Origin of the sequence: Sulfidibacter corallicola, from assembly GCF_017498545.1 — a bacterium.
GTDB classification, from domain to species: domain Bacteria; phylum Acidobacteriota; class Holophagae; order Acanthopleuribacterales; family Acanthopleuribacteraceae; genus Sulfidibacter; species Sulfidibacter corallicola.
On the sequence record NZ_CP071793.1, the window covers coordinates 3,688,156 to 3,711,298 of the forward strand.

Sequence of the window (23,143 nt, forward strand, 5' to 3'; positions counted from 1 at the left end):
CAACGGCGGCTGCCGCGCCGCTGTCTGAATCCTCACCGCCGATGCCCGTGTCAGGCACTCAGGCGACGATCCCTTCATTTTGATGAGCGCGCCTTCGAACCGAGCCGCCACCCCGTGGATTCAGGGATTACCATCAGACGCCCGCCCAGGAGGACGTGTCCATGCTTACCAGCCAGCCGGTCATCACCCTGACTACCGACTTCGGCGGACGAGACGGATTTGTCGGCGCCATGAAAGGCGTCATCCTTTCGATCAATCCCGACGCCCGAATCGTCGACCTCAGTCACGGGATCCCGCGTCAAGACGTGTTCGCCGGCGCCATGGTCATGCGCAATGCCTGTCCTTACTATCCTCCGGGCACCGTGCACGTGGTGGTGGTAGACCCCGGCGTGGGCAGTGACCGCCGCGCCATCGTGGCCGAAACCACGGATGCCTACTACGTGTTGCCGGACAACGGTTTGATTACGCTCGTCGATCAACTCACACCGGTGCGGGCCGCCTATTCGATCGAGAATATGGGTTTCTGCCTTCCCGAAATCAGCCGCACGTTTCACGGTCGCGATATCTTCGCACCGGTCGCGGCCCACCTCTCGCGTGGTCTGTCCCCCGAACAGGTGGGCCCGCCGCTGGAATCCTTCGCGGAACTGGATCTGCCCACGCCCAGCGTGTCCCACAACCTGGTGCGGGGGTCGATCGTGTATGCGGACGTCTACGGCAACCTGTTCACCAACATCGGACCGGCCCAAATCTCGCCGCATTCGAAAAGTTGGCGACTGGAGCTCAACGGCAAATCGGTGACGGGCTTCTGCGAATACTATTCCTCGGTCAAAGAAAAGTTGCCGCTGATGATTTTCGGCAGCAGCGGGTTCCTGGAAATCGCGGTGAACGGCGGAAACGCCCTGGAATACTTCGGCGCCAACGTCGGCGACACCTTCAGTCTGCAACATATCGACAAATCCTGAACACAGGGCCTCGGGCAATGGGGCTGCGGGAACGCACAGCGGCAGACTTTTTTAGCGCGACGCCAAACACTTGGGCGAGGCGCGCAGGCACCGGGTACAACCCGGCAAGGAAACCACAATTCGGTCACAAAACAAGACCGGCCCGAACCGGTCTATCTGGATTTATATTTGCCCGAAACGACCAAAAAACCGGGGTCGGCGCAAGCGCCAAGCGCTCACATTTTTCTAACATCGGCCAAAATCTCCAGGGATGGCGATCGGGACCCAGGCCAGCAAACTTTGCCATTGGGGAAACTCCAAAGATGCTTCCTGAAGGCCCGATAGGTAAACAGGAAATCGAAGAAATGTGATTTTCCTAACCACACCAAGGGTTTCCCGTGGCCCAAGATCCCCTTGGCAGCTCCGCGAAAATTCGCTATACTGGCTCTCGCTTTTTAGATTTATCTCTAATTCATAGATTGCTATTTTTTCCTAAACATCTTGATTTTAGTATGGTAACCGGATTGCCGAAGACCCGGTAGGGGATAATGGGTCCATGGTGCGAACTTATCTAAAAATATTCGACAAGAGTGAAATTCCTTATGACCAGCCTCTCCTCTGTTTCTACTTTTCTCGACCTGTTGCGTTGGCGCGCACAGGAAAAACCAGACCACGCAACCTACCTCTATCTTGAAGACGGTGAACACCGCGAAGTACCGCTTACCAACCACGAGCTGGACATCAAGGCCCGCGCCATTGCGGCCAAGCTACAATCCCTTGTCAAATCGGGCGACCGCGCGCTGCTGCTGTTTCCCGCCGGACTTTCCTACCTGACGGCCTTTTACGGCTGTATGTACGCCGGGGTGGTGGCCGTTCCCGCCTATCCCCCCAACCGCGCCTCCCTACAAAAGAACCTGCCGCGCCTGATGTCGATCATCGAAGACGCCCAGGCCTCGGTCGTCCTCTGCAACACGGACATCCACGGGATGGCCGCCTCGCTTTTCGAGAACCAATACGGCGGCGGGCCCCACTTCATTCCCACCGACCAGCTTTCCGACGAATGGGCCTACGACTGGACCGAACCCCACGTCAAGGCCGACGATATCGCCTTTCTGCAGTACACCTCCGGCAGCACCGGCCAGCCGAAGGGCGTCATTTTGAACCACCACAACATCCTGGACAATTCCGAACGCATCAGTCGGCGTTTCGGAATCCATGCGAACTCGGTGGTGGTGTCCTGGCTGCCTCCCTACCACGACATGGGCCTGATCGGCGGCCTGTTGCAGCCCCTCTACAGCGGCATCCGCGTGATTCTCATGTCGCCGTTCAGCTTTTTACGCAAACCGATGCGTTGGTTGCGAACCATTTCCCAATACGGCGCCACCTGCAGCGGTGGGCCGAACTTCGCCTATGAGCTGTGCCTGCAGAAAGCCACCGAAAAAGATCTGGCGATGTTGGATCTCTCGAGCTGGGAATCGGCGTTCAACGGCGCGGAGCCGATTTCCTCCCAGACACTGGACCGTTTCGCCGATGCCTTTTCGATTTGCGGCTTCCAACGCGACGCCTTGTACCCGGTCTACGGCATGGCCGAAGCGACCCTGATGGTGACGGGCGGCGATCCGGAGGACAGCCACGCGGCCGTGCCTTTCGACGAGGAAAAGTTGGAAGAGCACCGCGCCATTCGCTGCGATCGGGTGAACGGGCACCGCACCCTGGTGGGCTGCGGTCACGCCCTCGAAGAGCACGTTCTCGAGGTCGTCGACCCCCAAAGCGAGGCCCCCTGCCCCAACGGCAACATCGGCGAGATTTGGGTTTCGGGCCCCAGTATCGCGCAGGGTTATTTCAACCAGGAAGCGCTGACCGAACGGGTCTTCGGCGCGGAACTGGGCGCCTACCCGGGCCGCAAGTTCCTGCGTACCGGCGATCTGGGCTTTCTGTTCGAAGATCAGTTGTACGTGACGGGTCGTCTCAAGGACCTGATCATCATTCGCGGCCGCAACTACTACCCGCACGATTTGGAGCGGACGGTGGAGTACTGTCACCCCGCGATTCGGCCCGGCTGTGCGGCGGCTTTTTCCATCGAGGTCGATCGCGAGGAGCAGTTGGTCCTGGTCCAGGAGATCCAGCGCAAATGCGACCCTGCGGAATTGCCGCGTGTCATCGAACACATTCGCCGCACGATATCGGAACAATTCGAGGTGCGCACCTACGCCATCGCCCTGATTCGCCAGGGCACCATTCCCAAAACATCGAGCGGAAAGATTCGGCGTTCCTTCACGCGCCACCTGTTCCTCGAGGACAAGCTCGAGGTGATCGGCAAGGACGTGCTCCAATCCGACGAGGTGAGCCATGGCTATGCCGAATGCGAAGAACTGGCCGCCAAGCTCCGGGACGAACTCGACCCGATCGTGCGACGAGCGCAGTTGATCCGCATCGTGACGGAGATCCTGCGCGCCCAACCCGGGCTGGGTAAGGCCAAGATCACCCCACATACGAGCCTCAGCACGCTCGGTATCGATTCGGTGATGGCCACGGAAATGGCCAACCAGATCGAGAATTTTTTGAATGTGGATCTTCAGGTCGTGATGCTGTTGGAAGGTCCCAAAGTAGCGGACATCGCGGAGGAAATCCAAAACCTGAAATGGCCGCCCGATGGGGGTATGATGAACGCACATCAGGATGCTCCCGATCGTTATGCGTCGCTGTTCGCCCGCAAGGAACGCGGCACGCGACGTCGTTTGAGACAAAGAGCCCTTTCCTGAGCTCGACCTCGCGGGTCGCCTTCCGAAGCGCGTCCCGCCATTCATTCTCTCCTCAACATTCATCCAATTCCGGAGGCCGGCATGTGGGAAATGAACGGAACCGAAATCGCCGTAATCGGTATGAGCGGAAGATTTCCGGGCGCCGATAGCATCGAATCCTATTGGGAACTGCTTCAAAAGGGCAAGGATGCGTATAAAACGCTGACCCCGGAGGAAGCGGTGCAATTCGGTGCGAGCGAAGAACTCGTCGGGCATCCGAATTTTCAGAGAGTCCAATGCGCCATGGACGGGATCGATCAATTCGACCACGATTTTTTCGGGATCGACAAGCATTTGGCCGCCGCGGCCGATCCCCAACACCGCGTCTTTCTCGAGTGCTGTTGGGACGCCCTCGAAACGGCGGGGTACAACCCGGCCAAGCTGGACCACGTCGCGGGCGTATATGCCGCCGCGGATCAGAGCACCTATTTCATTCACAACGTGCTGCCGCATTTTCACAAGTTGATCGAAAAAACACCGCAAAACGAAATCGAGCTGGCGAACAGCCCGGACTTCGTGGCCACGCGGGTGTCGTACCACCTGAACCTCAAGGGTCCCAGTTACACGGTCAAGTGCGCCTGTAGCTCGGCCATGGTCGCCGTTCACAACGCCTGTCAGGCAATCCTCGAGGGCGAATGCGACATGGCGCTCGCCGGCGGGATCTCGATTCTGGTGAACCATATGGGCGGCTATCTGGCCGACGAAAAAGGGTTTTATTCCAAGGACGGCCGGATCCGTCCTTTCGACCGGGACGCCACCGGGTTTCTCCGCGGATCCGGCGGTGGCGTCGTGGTATTGAAGCGCCTGGAGGACGCCGTCGCGGAGGGCGACAACATTCTGGCCGTCATTCGCGGATCGGCCGTTTGCAACGACGGCGGCGACAAGGCCAAGTTCATCATGCCCTCGGTCACGGGTATCGCGGAATCGGTGGTCGAAGCGCTGGCGGTCAGTGGAATCCACGCTTCCTCCCTGCGTTACGTGGAAGCTCAGGGACTGGGCCAACCGGTCAGCGACCCGATCGAGATTCGCGCGCTGCACAACGCCTTTCGCGCCGACGGCGCGCTGGAGAACGGTTTCTGCCTGATCGGTTCGGCCAAGGGGAACATCGGACACCTCTCCGAGGCGTCGGGCATCGCCAGCCTGATCAAGGCGGTCATGGCGGTGCAACGGGCGGAGATCCCCGGCATCGCCAACCTCAACCATCTCAATCCCAACATCGATTTCGAAAATACGCCGTTCACCCCCGTACGGGAAACGGTGTCCTGGCCGGAGTGCGAAGGCCCACGCCGCGCGGGCGTCATCAACTACGGCCTCGGCGGAACCAACGTCTTCATGATTCTGGAACAGGCACCGCCCAAGGAACGCAACTTCACCCACGATCAGGCCTACTTTTTCCCGCTCTCGGCCCGTTCGCCGGAAGCGCTGGCCTGCATTCGTCGGGATCTGGCGACCCACCTCGAGCGTCACCCGGAACTCCATCCGGCGGACGTGGCTTTCACCCTTCAGGCCGGACGCGCCAAATTCGATCACCGGCTGGGCCTGGTCGCCGGCAATATGCGCGACCTGATTCAAGCGCTGAGAAACGACGACGCCCCCCTGATCTGGCGCGGCCATTCGACGGTGGACGAGATCTGCGACCCGGTCTTTTTCTACGGCACCGTCGAAGACGAACCCCTGCGGGCGGGACTCGAGTTGATCCAACAACAGTCGATCTGCCAAACCATTTTCGAGAAAGTTTGGACGCGGGCCCGACTGGAATGGGACGGCTCCGGTGAAGCCTTTCTCGACCACGTTCACCGCAACGGCTTCGCAGGCCTCTCGACCTATCTCAAAAGCGCGGTCTACCTGCTGTGCTGCTACGTGATCACCGAATGGTGGCGATATCGCGGCATCACCCCGCGCGCCGTGGCCGGCCTGGGCGTAGGTGATCTGGTGGCCGGCGCGGTATCCGGGGCGGCCTCCCTCGAGCAGACCTTGGCCATCTTGAAGGAATGCCACAAAAACATCTCGGCCGCGGACAAATTGGAGAACATTCCCAACCTGCCCACCTTTCACGTCTCCGAAATCACCTGGTACTCGGGACTAATGGGCGAGGAAGTGGCCTACAAAAGCGTGGAAGTTCGGGACTACATGGAGCGCTTCATCATCGGTAGCTGGCAGTTGGACGCGATGATGAGCCACATCGAGCAGACGGGTTTTCTGCGGGTCTTCGACATCACCGGCGCTTCCGAGTTGGATCGCTCGATCTGCACTTCGGCTTCCGCCGTGGCACCTCGGAAACAGGCGCCCTTCAGCGATATCCATCTGATCACGCAAATCGCGGAATGCTGGCTTTCGGGAATCGATATTCATTGGTCCCAGTACTATGGCAAATCCCATCCGAATCGGGTCATGTTGCCCTCCTATCCGTTCGAGCGCCAACGCTGCTGGGTCGATCGGGCCTGATCGATCGTTGTGATCGGCATTTCGAAGCGGAGGCGACTCGGGATGTCTGCCAGAAAGAGGGTTCGAATTTTCATCGAGCCAGGACCTGGGCCTGAGCGGATGACAAAGCCCGCGGTTTGCGTTATTCTGAATTCATCCCAAAGATATCGCTCCTACCTCATCTCAGGCCGATATTTTCCCATGTCAACCCGCCTTCGCCATCTCGATCCATACCACCCGCCAGGTTCGGTTTTCGGGATCGAATCGCGAGGGCCGACGTTCACGTCTTGGCATGCCATGCACGAAACCCCTCGAAACCCTCGCCACCTCCTGATGGCACCGCCATTTCAGCACTGAGTTTCCACGAACCAAACCGGAAGAATGGCATTCTAGCCGGAGTGCATTCATGAAAATACTCATCGTCGACGACAGCCGCGTCTGCCGCAGAATGTACCGCAAAGAGCTGGAAAAAGGCGGGTACGAGACGATTGAGGCTTCCGACGGCATCGAGGCGCTGGAGGTCGTTCACCGGAATGAAATCCATCTGGTGGTATTGGACGTGGAAATGCCCAACATGGACGGGGTGGAGGCCTGTGAACACCTGCGTTCGGAAGAATTCACCACGCGTTTCAGGGGCGACGAGCAGGCGTTCGGTCAGGTGCTTCCCATCATCTTCGTGACGTCCAACCCTACCTTCGAAGGTCGAATCCAGAGCTTCAACAAGGGCGCCACCGATTTCATTCTCAAGGGGTTTCGCCCGGGAAGGCTGCTCGAAACGGTCAACCGCATCCTCAAGCCGCGAAGCGCCTTGGAAGGTTTGACCGCACTGGTCGCCGACGACAGCAAGTTCGTTCGCCGCATGCTGATCAAGTACATGCGCGAAGAGAAGATCAATATCATCGAAGCCGAAAACGGGAATCAGGCATTCGACATCATCTGCGAGCGTCAGAAAGAAATCGACGTGGTGATCACCGACCTGGAAATGCCGGGCATGAACGGAGACCTGCTGTGCCGCAAGATTCGCCGCGAGTTGGGACTCAAGGCGATACCGGTCGTCATTCTGACCGCACGTACCGAACAGCACCTGCTGCTGGGCCTGTTCAATGCCGGCGCGACCGACTACCTGGTCAAACCCTTTCAAAAGGAAGAGCTTCTGGCGAGGCTGAAGGTCTCGGTGGAAGTCATTCACGACCTGGAACGGCGCATCGCGGCACAGAACCGCGCGATGGACCGCCAACAGGAGCGCTTGGCCAAAGAGCACGCCCGCGCCACCAACCAAGCCCAAGTCGCCACCGCCGTGCTCCACAACATCGCCAACGTGCTGAACAGCGTGAGTGTGTCCTGTAGCGTCGTCCATCGCCGCATTCACGACTCGAAAGTCAAGCAGATGCTGCTGGCTCACGGGCTGATCGAAGACCACCTGGATAACCTGGACAACTACCTCACCCGCGACGAAAAGGGCAAGTTGTTGCCCGAGTACCTGATCGCACTGGGCAAACGCATCGAGTCGGAGCAGATCACCATCGCGCACGAGCTCAAAGACCTCGGCGCCAAGATCCAACTCATGAAGCAGGCCATCGAATCGCAGCAACACTACGCCAAGGGCAACGAAATCCACGAGCCGGTGTCCCCCGACGCGGTGTTGGAAGAAGCTCTGCTGGTTCAATCCAATTTGATCGAAACCCACCAAATACAGATCCAATCGGATTTGAACGCGCCGAACCAACTGGCGTTGCCCAAGGCGAAATTGGTTCACGTCTTCATCAATCTCATCAAGAACGGCATCGAGGCGATGCGCGCGGCCGAAACGCGGGTCCTCAGCCTGGAATCACGGGAAGCCCAAGGCGCCATTTCGGTTCACATTTCCGACACGGGCATCGGTATCGAGCCGGAACACCGCAAAAAGCTGTTCACCCACGGCTTTACCACCAAGAAGGACGGTCACGGCTTCGGCCTCGCCTATTGCGCCAAGGCGATCGAGGAAATGGGCGGCACGCTGGAAGTTCACAGCGAAGGTTCCGGCAAGGGCACGCGTTTCAGCATTCATTTCAGTCCGGCGTCGAACTGATCCCACTCCAGACGGATTTCCCCACCAATGTCTCGTGGTGCCGGCGTCAAATCGCGGCAGCACATTGCCTGGGCGCCCAAAATAAAAAAGGCCCGTTCCGAAGAACGAGCCCTTTTGAATTCGAGAAACCAACCCGGGTTACAGAGCGGCCTTCTGGCCGGAGATCTTCTCCTGGCTGGACTTGATGAGGCTGTCGAGCGAAAACTCGTCGGCAGCTTCTTCGGCTTTGTCCTTGATGGTTTCGTCGGGATCGAGCTCCACGTCGCGGTAGTAGGTCATACCGGTACCGGCCGGGATCAGCTTACCCATGATGACGTTCTCTTTCAGGCCGCGCAGGGTGTCCACCTTGCCCTCGATGGCCGCCTCGGTCAAGACGCGGGTCGTCTCCTGGAAGGAGGCCGCGGAAATGAAGGAGTCGGTCGACAGCGAGGCCTTGGTGATCCCCACCAACAGCGGGTGACCCTTGGCGGGCTGACCACCCTCGGCGATGACGCGCTCGTTCTCGCGCTGGAAGCGGAACTTGTCGACGCGTTCGCCGACGATGAAGATGGTGTCGCCGACGTCGTCGACTTCCATCCAACGCATCATCTGACGAATGATGATTTCGATGTGCTTGTCGTTGATGTCGACACCCTGCAGGCGGTAAACCTCCTGGATTTCGTCCACGAGGAACTTCTGCAGTTCCTTTTCACCGAGAACGTTGAGGATGTCGTGCGGGCTGCGCGCGCCGTCGATCAACTGCTCACCGGCGCGAATGAACTCGCCTTCCTTGAAGTGGATGTACTTACCCTTGGGCACGGAGTACTCGCGTTTCACGCCGTACTCGTTCTCCACCACGATCTTCTGCTGGCCACGGCTGATGTTGCCGTAGGCGACGGTACCGTCGATCTCGGAGATGACCGCCGGTTCCTTGGGCTTGCGGCCTTCGAACAGTTCGACGATCCGCGGCAGGCCCCCGGTGATGTCCATCTGACGGGTGGTGTCCTTGGCGATCTTGGCGATGACGTCGCCCGCGTGGACGTCGCTCTCGCGCTGGATCATGATCAACGAGTCGTTCGGCAGCGGGTAGCGACCGATGGTCTTGCCGTCGGCATCCTTGACCAGGATGGTGGGATTCATTTTCTCGTCGGTGGAGGAAATGATCTTCATGCGCGAGAAAGAGGTCGCTTCGTCCACTTCCTCGACCATGGTGACCCCGGGGATGATGTCCTTGAAGTCGATGACACCGGAAACCTCGGAGACGACAACGAAGGAGTAGGGATCCCATTCGACCAGGGTGGTGTTGGGTTCGATGGTCTGGTTCTCGTGAACCTTCAGCTTGGCACCGATGACGGTGGCGTAGTGCTCTTCGCGGCCCTCTTCGTCGATGACCACGACCGAACCGTTACGCGACAAGCAGACCTCGTCGCCTTCCTTGTTGACGACGGTCTTCATGTTCTGGAACACGATCTTACCGCCGCGACGGCTGATGTGGGTCGACTGCTCGTCGACCGCGGAGGCGGTACCGCCGATGTGGAAGGTACGCATGGTGAGCTGGGTGCCCGGTTCACCGATGGACTGTGCCGCGATGACGCCGACGGCCTCGCCGATTTCGACCAGGTTGCCGGTGGCCAGGTTTTTCCCGTAACAGAGACGGCAGACGCCGTACTCGGATTCGCAAGTCAACACCGAACGGATGGTGACTTCCTGGATACCGGCGTACTCGATGTTCTGGGCGATGCGCGCGGAGATCAACTCGTTGGCTTCCACAAGGATGGCATTGGTGTGCGGGTGGTAGACATCGTCCAGGGCGACGCGGCCGATGATGCGATCGCGCAGGCTCTCGATGACCTCGCCCTGCTCGATGATGGCGTGGGCCGTGATGCCGTCCAGGGTACCGCAGTCTTCCTCGGTGATGATCACGTCCTGAGCGACGTCCACCAGACGGCGGGTCAGGTAACCCGAGTCGGCGGTCTTCAGGGCGGTATCGGCCAGACCTTTCCGCGCACCGTGGGTCGAGATGAAGTACTGCAGTACGGTCAGACCCTCTTTGAAGTTGGCGGTGATCGGCGTCTCGATGATTTCACCGGAAGGTTTGGCCATCAGGCCGCGCATCCCGGCCAACTGGCGGATCTGCTGTTTCGAACCACGGGCGCCGGAGTCGGCCATGATGAAGATCGGGTTCAGGTGGATGTTGCTCTGGTTGACGTTCTCCATGTACTGGAACATGTCGTGAGCGATGTCCTCGGTCACTTCGGACCAGACCTGAACGACCTTGTTGTAGCGTTCGGCGTTGGTCAACAGACCGTCCTTGTACTGGTGTTCCACGTCGATGACCTTGTCCTTGGCCTCGTCGAGCAGGGATTCCTTGGAGGGCGGAATCACCATGTCGTCGATACCGAAGGAGATACCGGCGAAGGTGGCGTACTGGAAGCCGAGCGTCTTGAGGATGTCCAGGCAGAGAACGGTGCGTTCGCGACCGAACTCGTTGTTCCAGTAGTACACCAGGCTGGTCAGGCCGCCCTTCTTGAACAGCCCGTTGATGTACGGCATGTCGTCGGGGAAGGCCATGTTGAAGATGACGCGACCGACGGTGGTGTGCACCAGCACGTCCTTGACTTCCTTCTCCAGGCCGGCGTGAACCGACTGTTTCTGCGCGGCGACTTCGAGATCGATCAACTTGCCGCTGTAGCGCAGGAAGATACGCGAATGGGTTTCCACCAATCCGGCATCGCGAGCGGCGAGCACGTCCTCGGAGCGGGCGAAGACCATGCCTTCGCCTTTGAGGCCTTCGCGGGAAAGCGTCAGGAAGTAGGAACCGAGCACGATGTCCTGGGTGGGAACCGTGATCGGGTGACCGTGAGCCGGCGACAGGATGTTGCGCGAGGACAACATCAGGGTTTCGGCCTCGATCACCGAGGTGGGGCTCAACGGCACGTGAACGGCCATCTGGTCACCGTCGAAGTCGGCGTTGAAGGCGGTACATACCAGCGGGTGCAGGCGAATCGCCTTGCCTTCGACCAAGACCGGGTAGAAGGCCTGAATGCCCAGGCGGTGAAGCGTCGGGGCACGGTTCAGCAAGACCGGGTGGGTCTTCACGGCCTCTTCCAAGACCTCCCAGACCACCGGGTGACGGGCTTCCACCAGTTCCTTGGCGGTTTTGACGGTGGAGGCGTGGTTGTACTTCTCCAGCAGGTTGTAGATGAACGGCTTGAACAGCTCGAGCGCCATGTCCTTGGGTAGACCGCACTGGTCGAGGTTCAGTTCGGGACCGACCACGATGACGGTACGGCCGGAATAGTCGACGCGCTTACCGAGCAGGTTTTGACGGAATCGACCCTGCTTGCCCTTCAAGGTGTCGCTCAACGACTTCAACGGACGGTTGTTGCCGCCCTTGAGCACGCGACCGCGGCGACCGTTGTCGAACAGGGCGTCGACCGCTTCCTGAAGCATCCGCTTCTCGTTGCGGATGATGACGTCCGGAGCCCGCAGTTCCAACAGCTTCTTGAGGCGGTTGTTGCGGTTGATCACGCGGCGATAGAGATCGTTGAGGTCGGAGGTCGCGAACCGGCCGCCATCCAGGGGTACCAGGGGGCGCAGTTCGGGCGGAATGACCGGAATGACGTCCAGAATCATCCACTCGGGATGGTTGCCGGATTTCAGGAAGGCCTCGACGACCTTCAGACGCTTGGCCAGCTTGGTCCGCTTCTGGGCGGACGTCTCGTGGCGCATGTTGTAGCGCAGCTCGGTGGCCAGATCCTTGAGATCCAGGTTCTTGAGCAGTTCCTTGATGGCCTCGGCACCCATCTTCGCGGTGAAAACCGGGCCGTACTCTTCGCGCAATTGGCGGAACTTCTCTTCGGTGAGCAGTTCCTTGGGCTGGATCGTGGAAATACCGCCGGGATCGATGACCGCATAGGCCTCGAAGTAGAGCACCCGTTCCAAGTCCTTGAGCGACATGTCGAGCAGATAACCGATGCGGCTAGGCAGGCCCTTGAAGAACCAGACGTGGGAAACCGGAGCGGCCAGTTCGATGTGACCCATCCGCTCGCGGCGTACCTTGGACAACGTGACTTCGACACCACACTTGTCACAGATGATGTTGCGGTACTTCATTCGCTTGTACTTGCCGCACAAGCATTCCCAGTCGACCACGGGGCCGAAGATCCGAGCGCAAAAGAGGCCGTCTTTCTCGGGCTTGAAGGTACGGTAGTTTATCGTCTCCGGCTTGGTAACCTCGCCGAAGGACCAGGATCGAATCGTTTCCGGAGAAGCGAGACTGATTCGAATGGCTTCAAATTCGTTAATCGCCGGCTGGCGATTATAAAACCCATGACGTTGCATATTGAGCTTCCTCCTCTACTTCTCGGACCACTTACTCTTCGCTACTTTCGCCCGGTTCCACAATCCACTTCTCGAACTCGCCTTCCTTGAACAATTGAACGTCCAACGCGAGGCTCTGAAGCTCCTTCACGAGAACGTTGAACGATTCCGGAATGCCGGGTTCGCAAGCGGGATCGCCTTTCACGATCGCCTCGTAGATGCGGGTCCGACCTTGGACGTCGTCCGACTTGACCGTGAGCAGTTCCTGAAGGATGTGCGCGGCACCGTAGGCCTCCAACGCCCAAACCTCCATCTCACCGAATCGCTGGCCGCCGAACTGGGCTTTACCGCCCAAGGGCTGCTGCGTGATCAGCGAGTAGGGACCAATGGATCGCGAGTGGATCTTGTTATCGACAAGGTGGTGAAGCTTAAGTATGTAGATTACACCAACCGTTACCGGTTGTTCAAAGGGTTCACCGGTTCGGCCGTCGTAAAGTACGGTTTTCCCGGACACGGGGAAGTCGGCGTCGCCGAGCAACTGCTTGATGTCCAATTCGCGGGCACCGTCGAAGACCGGTGTGGCGAAGTGGCGGCCCAGGCGTTTGCCGGCCATGCCGAGGTGGGTCTCGAGAATCTGACCGACGTTCATACGCGAGGGAACACCCAGCGGGTTGAGCACCACGTCGACCGGCGTACCATCGGGCATGTACGGCATATCCTCTTCGGGCAGGATCAGGGAGACGACACCCTTGTTACCGTGACGACCGGCCATCTTGTCGCCGACCTGCAGCTTGCGCTTCACGGCGACGAACACCTTGACCAGTTTGATGACGCCGGGCGGCAGTTCGTCACCCCGCTTCAGCTTCTCGACTTCTTCCTCGAATACTTGACGGGCGACTTCGATCTGCTGGTTGGTTTTGGAGGAAATGTTGGCGATCTCCAACTGGACGTTGGGATCGGTCACATCGATGCGTTTGAGATCCGAGAGCTTGAGACCTTCGAGTTGTGCGGGATCGATGGTTTCGCCGGCCTTGACGACCACTTCGCCCGTCAGCGGATTCAACACGTCGTCGAGGACCTCTTTGTCCTTGAGCAGACGACGGATGTTCTTGACCGCCTGGTTCTGGATGATCTGTTCCTGATCTTCGAGGTTCTGCTTCAGTTTCAGGGTCTGTTCTTCCTCGATCTGAAGCGAACGGGAATCTTTCTCGACGCCTTTGCGCGAGAAGATCTTGACGTCGACCACGGTGCCGCGGATACCCGGTGGTGCGTAGAGCGAGGCGTCGCGCACGTCGCCGGCCTTCTCGCCGAAGATGGCGCGCAGCAGCTTCTCTTCCGGCGTGAGCTGGGTTTCGCCCTTGGGGGTGACCTTACCCACCAGAATGCTGCCTGGCTTGATGGAGGCACCGATGCGGATGATGCCCGAGTCGTCGAGATCCTTGAGGAACTCTTCACTGAGGTTGGGGATGTCGCGCGTGATTTCCTCGGGACCGAGTTTGGTGTCGCGCGCTTCGATTTCGAATTCCTCGATGTGGATCGAGGTGTAGACATCTTCCTTGACCACGCGTTCGGAGATCAGGATCGCGTCCTCGAAGTTGTAGCCGCGCCAGGGCATGAAGGCGACGACGACGTTCTTGCCCAGAGCCAGCTCGCCGCACTCGGTGCAGGCCCCGTCGGCGATCACCTGGTTCTTGCGAACGTACTGGCCTTTCTTGACCAACGGCTTCTGGTTGAAGCAGGTGTTCTGGTTGCTGCGCTTGAACTTGGAGAGATAGTAGACGTCCACACCGAAATCGGGGATTTCACCCACGTCGTCGCGGGCGCCTTCCAGGCGAATGACGATGTGTTCGGCGTCCACGGTCTCGACCCATCCGTTGTTGCGGCAGACCAGGGTCGCACCGGAATCGCGGGCCGCGATGTATTCCATGCCGGTACCCACCAGCGGCGCCTCGGTCTTCAACAGCGGCACGGCCTGACGCTGCATGTTGGATCCCATCAGGGCGCGGTTGGCGTCATCGTTCTCAAGGAACGGAATCAGCGAAGCGGCGACCGAGACGACCTGTTTCGGCGAAACGTCGATGTAGTTGATGGTTTCGCGCGGGAACAACTTGAATTCACCGCCGCAGCGGGAGTTGACCTGTTCCTGCGAAAGGCAATCGTCGTCGTCGAGCGGCGCGTTGGCCTGGGCGATGACGTACTTGTCTTCTTCCCATGCACTGAGGTAATGGGCGAAGGGATCGAAGGAAACGGGCTCCTTGCCGTCGCCGGTCAATTGCTTGTTGAGCTCGTCCATTTGATCGGCGGTGATCACGTCGCCCTTCTTGTGACCGCTGTCGCCGGGGTTGATCACGCGAACTTCGCGAATCACGCGACCGTTTTCGACGCGGTAGTAGGGCGATTCGATGAAGCCGAATTCGTTGATGCGGGCGTAGCAGCTCAACGACGAGATCAAACCGATGTTCGGACCTTCCGGCGTCTCGATCGGACAGATACGACCGTAGTGCGAGGTGTGAACGTCGCGCACCTCGAAACCGGCACGCTCGCGGCTCAGGCCACCGGGGCCCAGTGCCGAGAGACGGCGCTTGTGGGTGATCTCCGAAAGCGGGTTGGTCTGGTCCATGAACTGGGAGAGCTGGCTGGAACCGAAGAATTCCTTGATGCTCGCCATGACCGGCTTGGCGTTGATCAGCTCGTGCGGCATGATCGTGTTCAGGTCGTTGTAGAGGCTCATCTTCTCTTTGATGGCCCGCTGCATGCGCACCAGACCGACGCGAAGCTGGTTCTCGAGCAGCTCACCGACCGAGCGCACGCGGCGGTTGCCCAGGTGGTCGATGTCGTCGACCTTGCCGATGTTGCGATGCAATTTGAGCAGGTACTCGATCGTGGCGTAGAAATCCTCGGGGGTCAGGACCCGTTGGTCGAGGTTCTCTTCCAGGTTGAGCTTGGTGCAGAATTTCAAGCGGCCCACGCGCGAGAAGTCGTAACGCTGGGGATCGAAGAACATCTGCATGAAGAGCTTGCGCGAGCTTTCCACCGTGGGCGGATCGCCGGGACGCATCTTGCGGTAGATCTCCACCAGCGCTTCCTCGGGAGAGCGAACCTGATCGCCCATGAGGGTGTTGGAGACCAGGTCGCCGGCCGGATCGGTTTCAGGGAAGAACACGTCCGCCTGGTCGACGCCGCTTTCGAAAATCGCGTTCAGCAGGTCTTCGTCGATGGTGGTGTTGGCTTCGGCGATGATCTCACCGGTTTCTTCGTTGACCAGATCGGCCAGCAACGTGATCTTGGGAAGGGTCTCGGGCTGGACCGCGTACCACTCGACGCCGGCCTTGCGCAGGGCGCGTTGGGCGGCGCGGGAAACCTTGCGACCCCCGGTGGCGATCGCCTCGTCCTTCTCCGACATCACGTCGTCGAGGAATTTGGTGCCCAGAGCCGGCTCGTAGAGACCCAACTGGATCTTGCCGTTTTGGAAACGGATCTTGTAGGGCTCCTGGAATTTACGCAAAATGCTTTCGTTGCTGTGGATGTTGCCGTCGAGGCAACCCAGGGCACGGATGAAGCCGGTGCCGGGGAATTTGCGCTTGCGGTCGATGCGAACGTAGAGCAGGCCCTTGGTATCGGTTTCGAACTCGATCCAGGAGCCGCGGTAGGGAATGATCTGTGCGTGAAAGGTCCCCTGATCGTCGCCCTCGGAGAAAAAGACGCCGGGCGAGCGGTGCATCTGCGACACGATGACGCGCTCGGTACCGTTGATGATGAAGGTACCTTGCTCGGTCATCAGCGGGATGTCGCCGAAATAGACTTCCTGTTCCTTGATGTCCCTGGGAAGCGGTTGGGCATCGTTGGCGTTCTCTTCTTTGTCCCAGACTACGAGGCGAACGGTGACTTTCAGGGGCGCGTCGTAGGTGAGGCCGCGCTCCTTACATTCGTCCACCGAATATTTGACTTTCAATTTGACACTGGTGCCGCAAACATCACAAATCGCCTTTTGGTTCTCATTCGTCGCGCCGCAGGAATCACAAGTCAACCAGTGACCGGAGTACTGGTCGGAAATAATCATGTGCGAGCAGTTATTACATTGAGTGCGATTGTGGTGAATCCCCTGCAACTTACCACAACGGCACTCCCAGTTCCCTATGGTGTAATCCACGAACTCGAGGGAGCAGGTGTCTTTGAAATCGGAGATGGGAAACAGGGATTCAAACACCGCTTTGAGCCCCATGTCCGATCGCTCATTGGGCAATTTGTCCATTTGGAGAAAATAGTCGTAGGAAGCCCATTGAATATTGATCAAGTTCGGAACGGGAATTGAAGTCTCAATTTTGGCAAAGTCAGTGCGTTGGCGATACGTGAGTTCGGAATTGCCCATAATGCGACGCTCCTTCTTGTTGGATGTTCCGGACAACCCTGTCCCTAGACACAAAAAGACCGGACCACGATTTGCGGCCGGCTCCTTCGAAAACTTCGGGAATTAGTTGTTGGGGATGTTCGGTTGCGTTCCCACACGGAGAAATTGGTATACCTTGCAAAACGGCACCCCGTGAGGGGTGCCGGTAGATGTTCATTAGGCGAGTTTGACGGTAGCGCCGGCGTCTTCCAGCTTCTTTTTGATTTCTTCGGCCTCTTCTTTGGGAGCACCCTCTTTGACTTTTCCGGGAGCGCCATCGACGAGAGCCTTGGCTTCTTTCAGGCCGAGACCGGTAGCGGCACGAACGACCTTGATAACTTCGATTTTCTTAGCACCGACGGATTCGAGAACCACGTCAAATTCGGTTTTCTCTTCTTCAGCGGCGGCAGGTGCACCAGGAGCACCAGCGGCGGGAGCGGCAACGGCGGCGGCCGCAGCCGATACGCCGAACTCTTCTTCGAGAGCTTTTACCAATTCGGCCAGATCCAAGACGGTCATCGACTTGATGGATTCGATGAGTTCTTCTTTAGTAATCGTCGCCATGATCAAATCTCCTTAACTCTACTTATCCTTCTTGTTCTTTTTTCTGTTTAATCTGATCAAGTACCACGACAAAGTTACGCGATACTCCGGAAAGTGCCGTAACCAGACCTTGGATCGGGTAGTTCATCATGTACATCAACTTGGATACCAACACCTCTTTCGGAGGCAGTTCGGCGAGGGCTTTCAGCCCGTTGATGTCAATGGCTTTGCCTTCCACGACGCCCGCCTTGAATTCGAAGGCGTCGTTGTCCTTGGCAAAGTCGCTCACCACTTTGGCCAGGCCCACGATGTCTTCCTCGTGGTATGCCAGAGCGGTGTTACCCACCAGCTTGTCGTTGACTTGAGAAAAGTCGCTATCGGCAAAAGCCAGCTTCAGCAGAGTGTTCTTGACGACGACGTATTTGGCGCCGGACTCACGAACCTTGCGACGAAGCTGAGTGTCCTTTTCTACGCTCAGTCCCTTGAAGTTGCAGAGTAGTACACTGTTGACGCCCTGCAGGTCTTCGCGCAACTGCTGCACGATTTCGCGCTTGCTTTGCTTATCCATCTACGCCTCCCCTATGCCGACACAGAGTTGGTATCGATAGAAATACCGGGACTCATGGTTGCGGTAACGTGGACACTTTTCAGGTATTTCCCTTTTGCGGCCGCCGGCTTCGCTTTGACAACGTTGTTGGCCAGGGCCTGGGCGTTCTCAAAGAGCTTGGCAAGGTCGAAAGACTTCTTGCCGATGGGCGCATGAACAATACCGGTTTTGTCGACTTTATAGGCAACCTTACCAGCCTTGATGTCTTTCACCGCAGTCGCTACATCCATGGTCACGGTGCCGGTTTTGGGGTTGGGCATCAGTCCGCGGGGACCGAGCACCTTACCCAGACGACCGACCACCCGCATCATGGCAGGTGTGGCGATTACCGCGTCGAACTCCAAGAATCCATCGAGGATCTTCTGTACGATTTCGTCACCGGCCACCATGTCGGCACCGGCTTCCTCGGCCTGTTTTTGACGCTCCCCGTCGGCGATCACGAGAACCCGCTTGGTTTTACCGGTTCCGTGTGGCAACATAACGGTGCCGCGAACCATCTGGTCCGCGCGACGAGGATCGACACCCAAGCGAAAGGCCATTTCGACGGTTTCGTCGAACTTGGCACCTTCAACAGACTTGAGCAGTTCCAAGGCTTCGCGTAAATCGTACTCTTTGGAATCGATACGGGAGGCGGCGGCACGGTACTTTTTGCCTCTTTTGGCCATACATCCTCCTGTGTTTTACGCTCCCACCTAAACTTGATAAGGCGCGGGGTGGTCGCCGCGCCGTTTGGATCCAATCGGTTGTGGGGGTTGGCTCAGCCAACCAGCTCGGTTTCGACGCCCATCGCTCGAGCCGAACCGCGCACCATGCGCTTGGCGGACTCGATGTCGGTCGTGTTGAGATCCGGCATCTTGGTCTTGGCGATTTCCTCGACCTGGGCTTCGGAAAGCTTCCCGACCTTGTTGCGGTTGGGTTCGGCGCTGCCTTTTTCGAGGCCGAGCGTCTTTTTGATCAGGACGGCGACGGGCGGCGTCTTCACTTCGAAAGAGAAGGAACGATCCGCGTAAACCGTGATCACGACCGGTACGATCAGACCGGGATTCTGAGCCGTCTTGGCGTTGAAGGCCTTGACGAACTCCATGATGTTCACGCCGTGCTGACCGAGCGCGGGACCGACCGGCGGTGCGGGGGTAGCCTGCGCTCCGGGAAGCTGGAGCTTGATAAAACCAGAGATTTTCTTTGCCATTTTGGAGTCACCCTTATCTGTTTTTCACTGAAAAGCGTTTTAGATTTTCTCGACTTCGTGAAAGCTCAATTCAACGGGAGTGGATCGCCCAAAGATGGTGACTTTAACTTTCAGAGTGCCTTTGTCTTCGTTCACTTCATCCACGGAGCCGATGAAATTGGCGAAGGGACCGTCGATGATCTTGATCTTTTCGCCGGCCTCGAACAGGAACTTCGGCTTGGGCTTTTCCTGAGCCATATGAACTTGGTTGAGGATTTGATTGATCTCATCCTCGGAAAGCGGAGCCGGGTTTCGACCGCCGACAAATCCAGTCACCCGTGGCGTACTTTTGACAACGTGCCACCCTTCGTCGGTCAAGTTCATGCGGATATAAATGTATCCGGGGAAGAGCTTTTTCGTTGTGATGACCCGCTTACCGTTCTTCATCTCCATGACGTTCTCGGTGGGGATCAGAACTTCGCCCAACAAGTCGCCCTTGCCCAGCGCGGTGAACCGCTGCTCGATGCTTTCTTTGACTTTGTTCTCGTAGCCCGAATACGTATGGACGATGTACCAACGCATTTCATCTTGTTCGGAACTATCTTTTTTTTCCTCGTCCATCAATTCAAACCTTTTTTTGGACTTCCGCCAGGGGGAAGCATAGGGGCTCAATAAAACAATTTGTTAAAAATCCAAGAAATGCCGATATCCACAAACCAAAGGTAAATTGCGAAGACGGCCGTACACCCCATGACAATGGCCGTTGTCTCAATCACTTTCGGCTTATCCGGCCAATGGACCTTCTTCAGTTCCTTCTTGGCATCTTGATAATATTCAGAAAAGTTGGACATGACCGGCTCCATCTACATAAAAAAGAGAGTGGCAGGGGCAGCAGGACTTGAACCCGCGACCTACGGTTTTGGAGACCGTTGCTCTACCAACTGAGCTATACCCCTACAGACACAAAGAGACCCTTGTACGCGCCTGGGCGCATACAAGGGGATTCTTTTGAGTTAACGGTTACTCGATGATCTTGGCGATGGTGCCGGCACCGATGGTTTTACCACCTTCGCGGATGGCGAAACGCAGGCCCGGATCCATGGCGATCGGAGTGATCAGCTCGCCGACCAGGTTCAGGTTGTCGCCAGGCATGACCATTTCCGTACCTTCGGGCAGGTGAACCACACCGGTCACGTCGGTGGTACGGAAGTAGAACTGCGGGCGATAGCCTTTGAAGAACGGCGTGTGGCGGCCACCTTCATCCTTGGTGAGGATGTAGACTTCGGCCTCGAATTTGGTGTGTGGCGTGATGGAGCCGGGCTTGGACATGACCTGACCGCGCTCGACTTCCTTCTTGTCCAGACCGCGGATCAACAGACCGACGTTGTCGCCGGCTTCACCTTGATCCAACAGCTTGCGGAACATTTCGACACCGGTCACGACTTTTTTCTGAGTTTCGCGGATGCCGACGATTTCGACTTCTTCACCGACCTTGACGATACCGGTCTCGATACGACCGGTTACAACGGTACCGCGGCCGGAGATGGAGAAGATGTCTTCGATGGGCATCAGGAAGGGCTTGTCCAGAGCGCGCTCGGGGGTCGGGATGTATTCGTCGACCGCAGCCATCAACTCGAGGATCTTGCCGCGATGGTCGGCGTCGCCTTCGAGTGCTTTAAGCGCGGAGCCCATAACGATGGGAATGTCGTCGCCGGGGAATTCGAAGTTGGAAAGCAAGTCGCGGATCTCGAGTTCGACGAGTTCCAAGAGCTCTTCGTCGTCAACCTGGTCGGTTTTGTTCATGAACACAACAATAGAAGGAACCTGAACCTGGCGAGCGAGCAGGATGTGCTCGCGAGTCTGAGGCATAGGACCATCGGCTGCGGACACAACCAGAATCGCGCCGTCCATCTGAGCGGCACCGGTGATCATGTTCTTGACGTAGTCAGCGTGACCCGGGCAATCTACGTGTGCGTAGTGGCGATTGTCAGTTTCGTACTCAACGTGAGCGGTGTTAATCGTGATACCGCGCTCGCGCTCTTCGGGCGCGTTGTCAATCTGGTCGTACGCACGCTTTTCTGCAAAACCTTTATCCGCCAAAGTGTCGGTAATTGCAGCGGTCAAAGTGGTCTTACCATGGTCAACGTGACCGATGGTGCCAATGTTCACGTGCGGCTTGCTACGTTCAAATTTTTCCTTTGCCATGGTGCCGATCTCCTACGATCTCGTTAATTCTCTGTATTCTTCAGCAAAAGGATTTGCTTGTGTATCCCACCAACAACCCAAAATAAAATGGAGCCCTTAATCGGATTTGAACCGATGACCTCATCCTTACCAAGGATGCGCTCTACCACTGAGCTATAAGGGCTTATCTGTTTCGAGTTCAGATTGTGTATGGAGCGGGAAACGGGATTCGAACCCGCGACCCTTAGCTTGGAAGGCTAATGCTCTAGCCAGCTGAGCTATTCCCGCGTTTTTCTTCGGAGTGGTGGGGGAAGGCGGATTCGAACCACCGAAGGCATTGCCAGCAGATTTACAGTCTGCCCCATTTGGCCACTCTGGAATTCCCCCACTAATCGCCGAAAAAGCATCGCATCCAGGCCGATTAGAACCGGTGCGCAACGAGTTTGTTAAATTAGCAAAAAACCTTTTGGGTCGCAACCCCTAAAAAAAACTTTTTTCGTTCGGGTTGCTAGTGGGTCGCGAATGCCCTTTCGTAGACATAGGCGCCACCAAGGACGCCAGCATAGAGGATCCCGATTGAAACTGCAACCCCCCAAATGCACCAAATCCAGTCTTTGACCTTAAACCCTTCTTTTTTAAAATAGTTATGCGCTTTTAAAACGATCATGACCCACATCAGCCAGGGCAGGGCGTTACCCCAGTCGCGATGGGTTTCCAGCGTCTCGTTGATCTCTCCGCTCAAGGCCGCATAGTCGGCCTGTCCGCTCAAAACGGCGGGGATCACGGTCACGCCACCCAGTGCCAGAAGGAACCAGGCGACCGACAGCCAGGGCTGTCTTCCGGTGAGGGTCCCGGCCACGAGAACCAGGCTCCCCAGAAGCCAGAAAGCGATGGGAAAATGCACCAAAAAGGGATGCCATGCGATGTGATCGATCAAGGTCACAACCTCCGCGTTGCGGTATGTGGGGCGAATGGGCCCGCGATCCGTCCTCTCGAGTTGCAATCCCGCCGCAAAACCGATCGCTCGCCGTGGGAAAACCGATCTCAGGGGCCGCCTCCCGTGAATCGGGTTTTTCAGGCACGGTCGACTTGGATTATAATCGTCCAGCCCCGGACGAGGTGGGAAAAGCATCGCCCCGACGCGCGAGCGGGAACCTCATCCGGAAAACCCCGGCATCGCGATCTTTTCGGAACAGCGCCAACCCGGGGGCGGCGACCCTTCTAAAAGGGAGCGCCAAGGATCACGCACATGTTGTTACAGGTTGATTTATACCAGGAAGTCGTTTTGCTGCTGGGGGCATCCCTGGAAGTCGTCGACGCATTTCAAGCACGCGGCAAGACACGCCACCAAACCCTACCCTCCGTGCGGTTCTATACTTATCGCAGCCTGCTGACGCTTCCCGGTCATTGCGCCGTATGCGGCAAATCGCTCGACGCGATCGGCGAACCCTGCTCCAGCAGCGGAGGTTTCCACGCATTCGTCGGCCTCGATGGGGACGAAACCGTTCCCGAACAACACAAGGCCCGCGCGCGAAGCCTGTCCCTCGCCATGCTTCAATTCGAAGATCTCTCGTTCTACGTGGAAAGCGACAATGTATTCAAGATCGACGAGATCGTGGTTCCCATGGTGGTGTAATCGTCCGGGTCGGGAAGAACCCGGCCGTCCCTCGGACGCGCCCCACACCTAATATATGAACCCATGGCTTCCCGGGCCGGCG

The 23,143-nt window shown here is 57.8% G+C and carries 15 protein-coding genes and 4 tRNA genes; 5 read left to right on the forward strand and 14 right to left on the reverse strand.

Annotated features, from left to right (window positions below):
* Positions 1-161 precede the first annotated feature (161 nt).
* From J3U87_RS10600 to J3U87_RS10615, 4 genes are all read left to right on the forward strand, one after another.
* Positions 162-962 carry an SAM hydrolase/SAM-dependent halogenase family protein gene (locus J3U87_RS10600; RefSeq protein WP_237383019.1) on the forward strand — a complete coding sequence of 267 codons (801 nt, stop codon included), beginning with the start codon at positions 162-164 and terminating at the stop codon, positions 960-962.
* Between the two features lie 581 nt (positions 963-1,543).
* Positions 1,544-3,703, forward strand: coding sequence for an AMP-binding protein (locus J3U87_RS10605; protein ID WP_237383020.1), 2,160 nt, complete (start codon positions 1,544-1,546; stop codon positions 3,701-3,703).
* A gap of 81 nt (positions 3,704-3,784) precedes the next feature.
* Positions 3,785-6,187 (forward strand): type I polyketide synthase, encoded by a 2,403-nt coding sequence (locus J3U87_RS10610; protein WP_237383021.1) that lies wholly within the window; start codon positions 3,785-3,787, stop codon positions 6,185-6,187.
* 385 nt (positions 6,188-6,572) lie between these two features.
* Positions 6,573-8,234 (forward strand): response regulator, encoded by a 1,662-nt coding sequence (locus tag J3U87_RS10615; protein ID WP_237383022.1) that lies wholly within the window; start codon positions 6,573-6,575, stop codon positions 8,232-8,234.
* A gap of 138 nt (positions 8,235-8,372) precedes the next feature.
* On the opposite strand, the gene rpoC is transcribed toward J3U87_RS10615, so the two are convergent.
* The 14 genes from rpoC to J3U87_RS10685 all read right to left on the reverse strand — a co-directional run bounded on the left by rpoC (position 8,373) and on the right by J3U87_RS10685 (position 22,362).
* Positions 8,373-12,557 carry a DNA-directed RNA polymerase subunit beta' gene (gene rpoC / locus J3U87_RS10620; RefSeq protein ID WP_237383023.1) on the reverse strand — a complete coding sequence of 1,395 codons (4,185 nt, stop codon included), beginning with the start codon at positions 12,555-12,557 and terminating at the stop codon, positions 8,373-8,375.
* A 31-nt stretch (positions 12,558-12,588) separates the two neighbouring features.
* Positions 12,589-16,905, reverse strand: a complete 4,317-nt coding sequence (gene rpoB, locus J3U87_RS10625; RefSeq protein WP_420038262.1) for a DNA-directed RNA polymerase subunit beta — start codon at positions 16,903-16,905, stop codon at positions 12,589-12,591.
* Positions 16,906-17,100: 195 nt separating this feature from the next.
* Complete coding sequence (gene rplL, locus J3U87_RS10630; RefSeq protein WP_237383025.1) at positions 17,101-17,487, reverse strand: 50S ribosomal protein L7/L12; 387 nt, start codon at positions 17,485-17,487, stop codon at positions 17,101-17,103.
* Between the two features lie 22 nt (positions 17,488-17,509).
* On the reverse strand, positions 17,510-18,034 hold the full coding sequence (gene rplJ / locus J3U87_RS10635; protein ID WP_237383026.1) for a 50S ribosomal protein L10: 525 nt from the start codon (positions 18,032-18,034) through the stop codon (positions 17,510-17,512).
* 11 nt (positions 18,035-18,045) lie between these two features.
* Positions 18,046-18,738, reverse strand: coding sequence for a 50S ribosomal protein L1 (gene rplA / locus J3U87_RS10640; protein ID WP_237383027.1), 693 nt, complete (start codon positions 18,736-18,738; stop codon positions 18,046-18,048).
* A gap of 92 nt (positions 18,739-18,830) precedes the next feature.
* On the reverse strand, positions 18,831-19,262 hold the full coding sequence (rplK, locus tag J3U87_RS10645) for a 50S ribosomal protein L11 (RefSeq protein ID WP_237383028.1): 432 nt from the start codon (positions 19,260-19,262) through the stop codon (positions 18,831-18,833).
* 39 nt (positions 19,263-19,301) lie between these two features.
* Positions 19,302-19,862, reverse strand: coding sequence for a transcription termination/antitermination protein NusG (nusG, locus tag J3U87_RS10650; protein ID WP_237383029.1), 561 nt, complete (start codon positions 19,860-19,862; stop codon positions 19,302-19,304).
* 47 nt (positions 19,863-19,909) lie between these two features.
* Positions 19,910-20,092: a preprotein translocase subunit SecE gene (gene secE / locus J3U87_RS10655; RefSeq protein ID WP_237383030.1), complete on the reverse strand. Its 183-nt coding sequence runs from the start codon at positions 20,090-20,092 to the stop codon at positions 19,910-19,912.
* Positions 20,093-20,121: 29 nt separating this feature from the next.
* Positions 20,122-20,197: transfer RNA gene (locus J3U87_RS10660), tRNA-Trp, on the reverse strand.
* 64 nt (positions 20,198-20,261) lie between these two features.
* Complete coding sequence (gene tuf / locus J3U87_RS10665) at positions 20,262-21,446, reverse strand: elongation factor Tu (protein WP_237383031.1); 1,185 nt, start codon at positions 21,444-21,446, stop codon at positions 20,262-20,264.
* Positions 21,447-21,534: 88 nt separating this feature from the next.
* Positions 21,535-21,609: transfer RNA gene (locus tag J3U87_RS10670), tRNA-Thr, on the reverse strand.
* Positions 21,610-21,636: 27 nt separating this feature from the next.
* A tRNA-Gly gene (locus tag J3U87_RS10675) sits at positions 21,637-21,713 on the reverse strand.
* A gap of 14 nt (positions 21,714-21,727) precedes the next feature.
* Positions 21,728-21,812: transfer RNA gene (locus J3U87_RS10680), tRNA-Tyr, on the reverse strand.
* Between the two features lie 121 nt (positions 21,813-21,933).
* Positions 21,934-22,362, reverse strand: a complete 429-nt coding sequence (locus tag J3U87_RS10685) for a DUF2231 domain-containing protein (protein WP_237383032.1) — start codon at positions 22,360-22,362, stop codon at positions 21,934-21,936.
* Between the two features lie 312 nt (positions 22,363-22,674).
* Here J3U87_RS10685 and J3U87_RS10690 point away from each other — a divergent pair, with 312 nt between their 5' ends.
* Positions 22,675-23,061, forward strand: coding sequence for a hypothetical protein (locus J3U87_RS10690; protein ID WP_237383033.1), 387 nt, complete (start codon positions 22,675-22,677; stop codon positions 23,059-23,061).
* Positions 23,062-23,143: the final 82 nt, after the last annotated feature.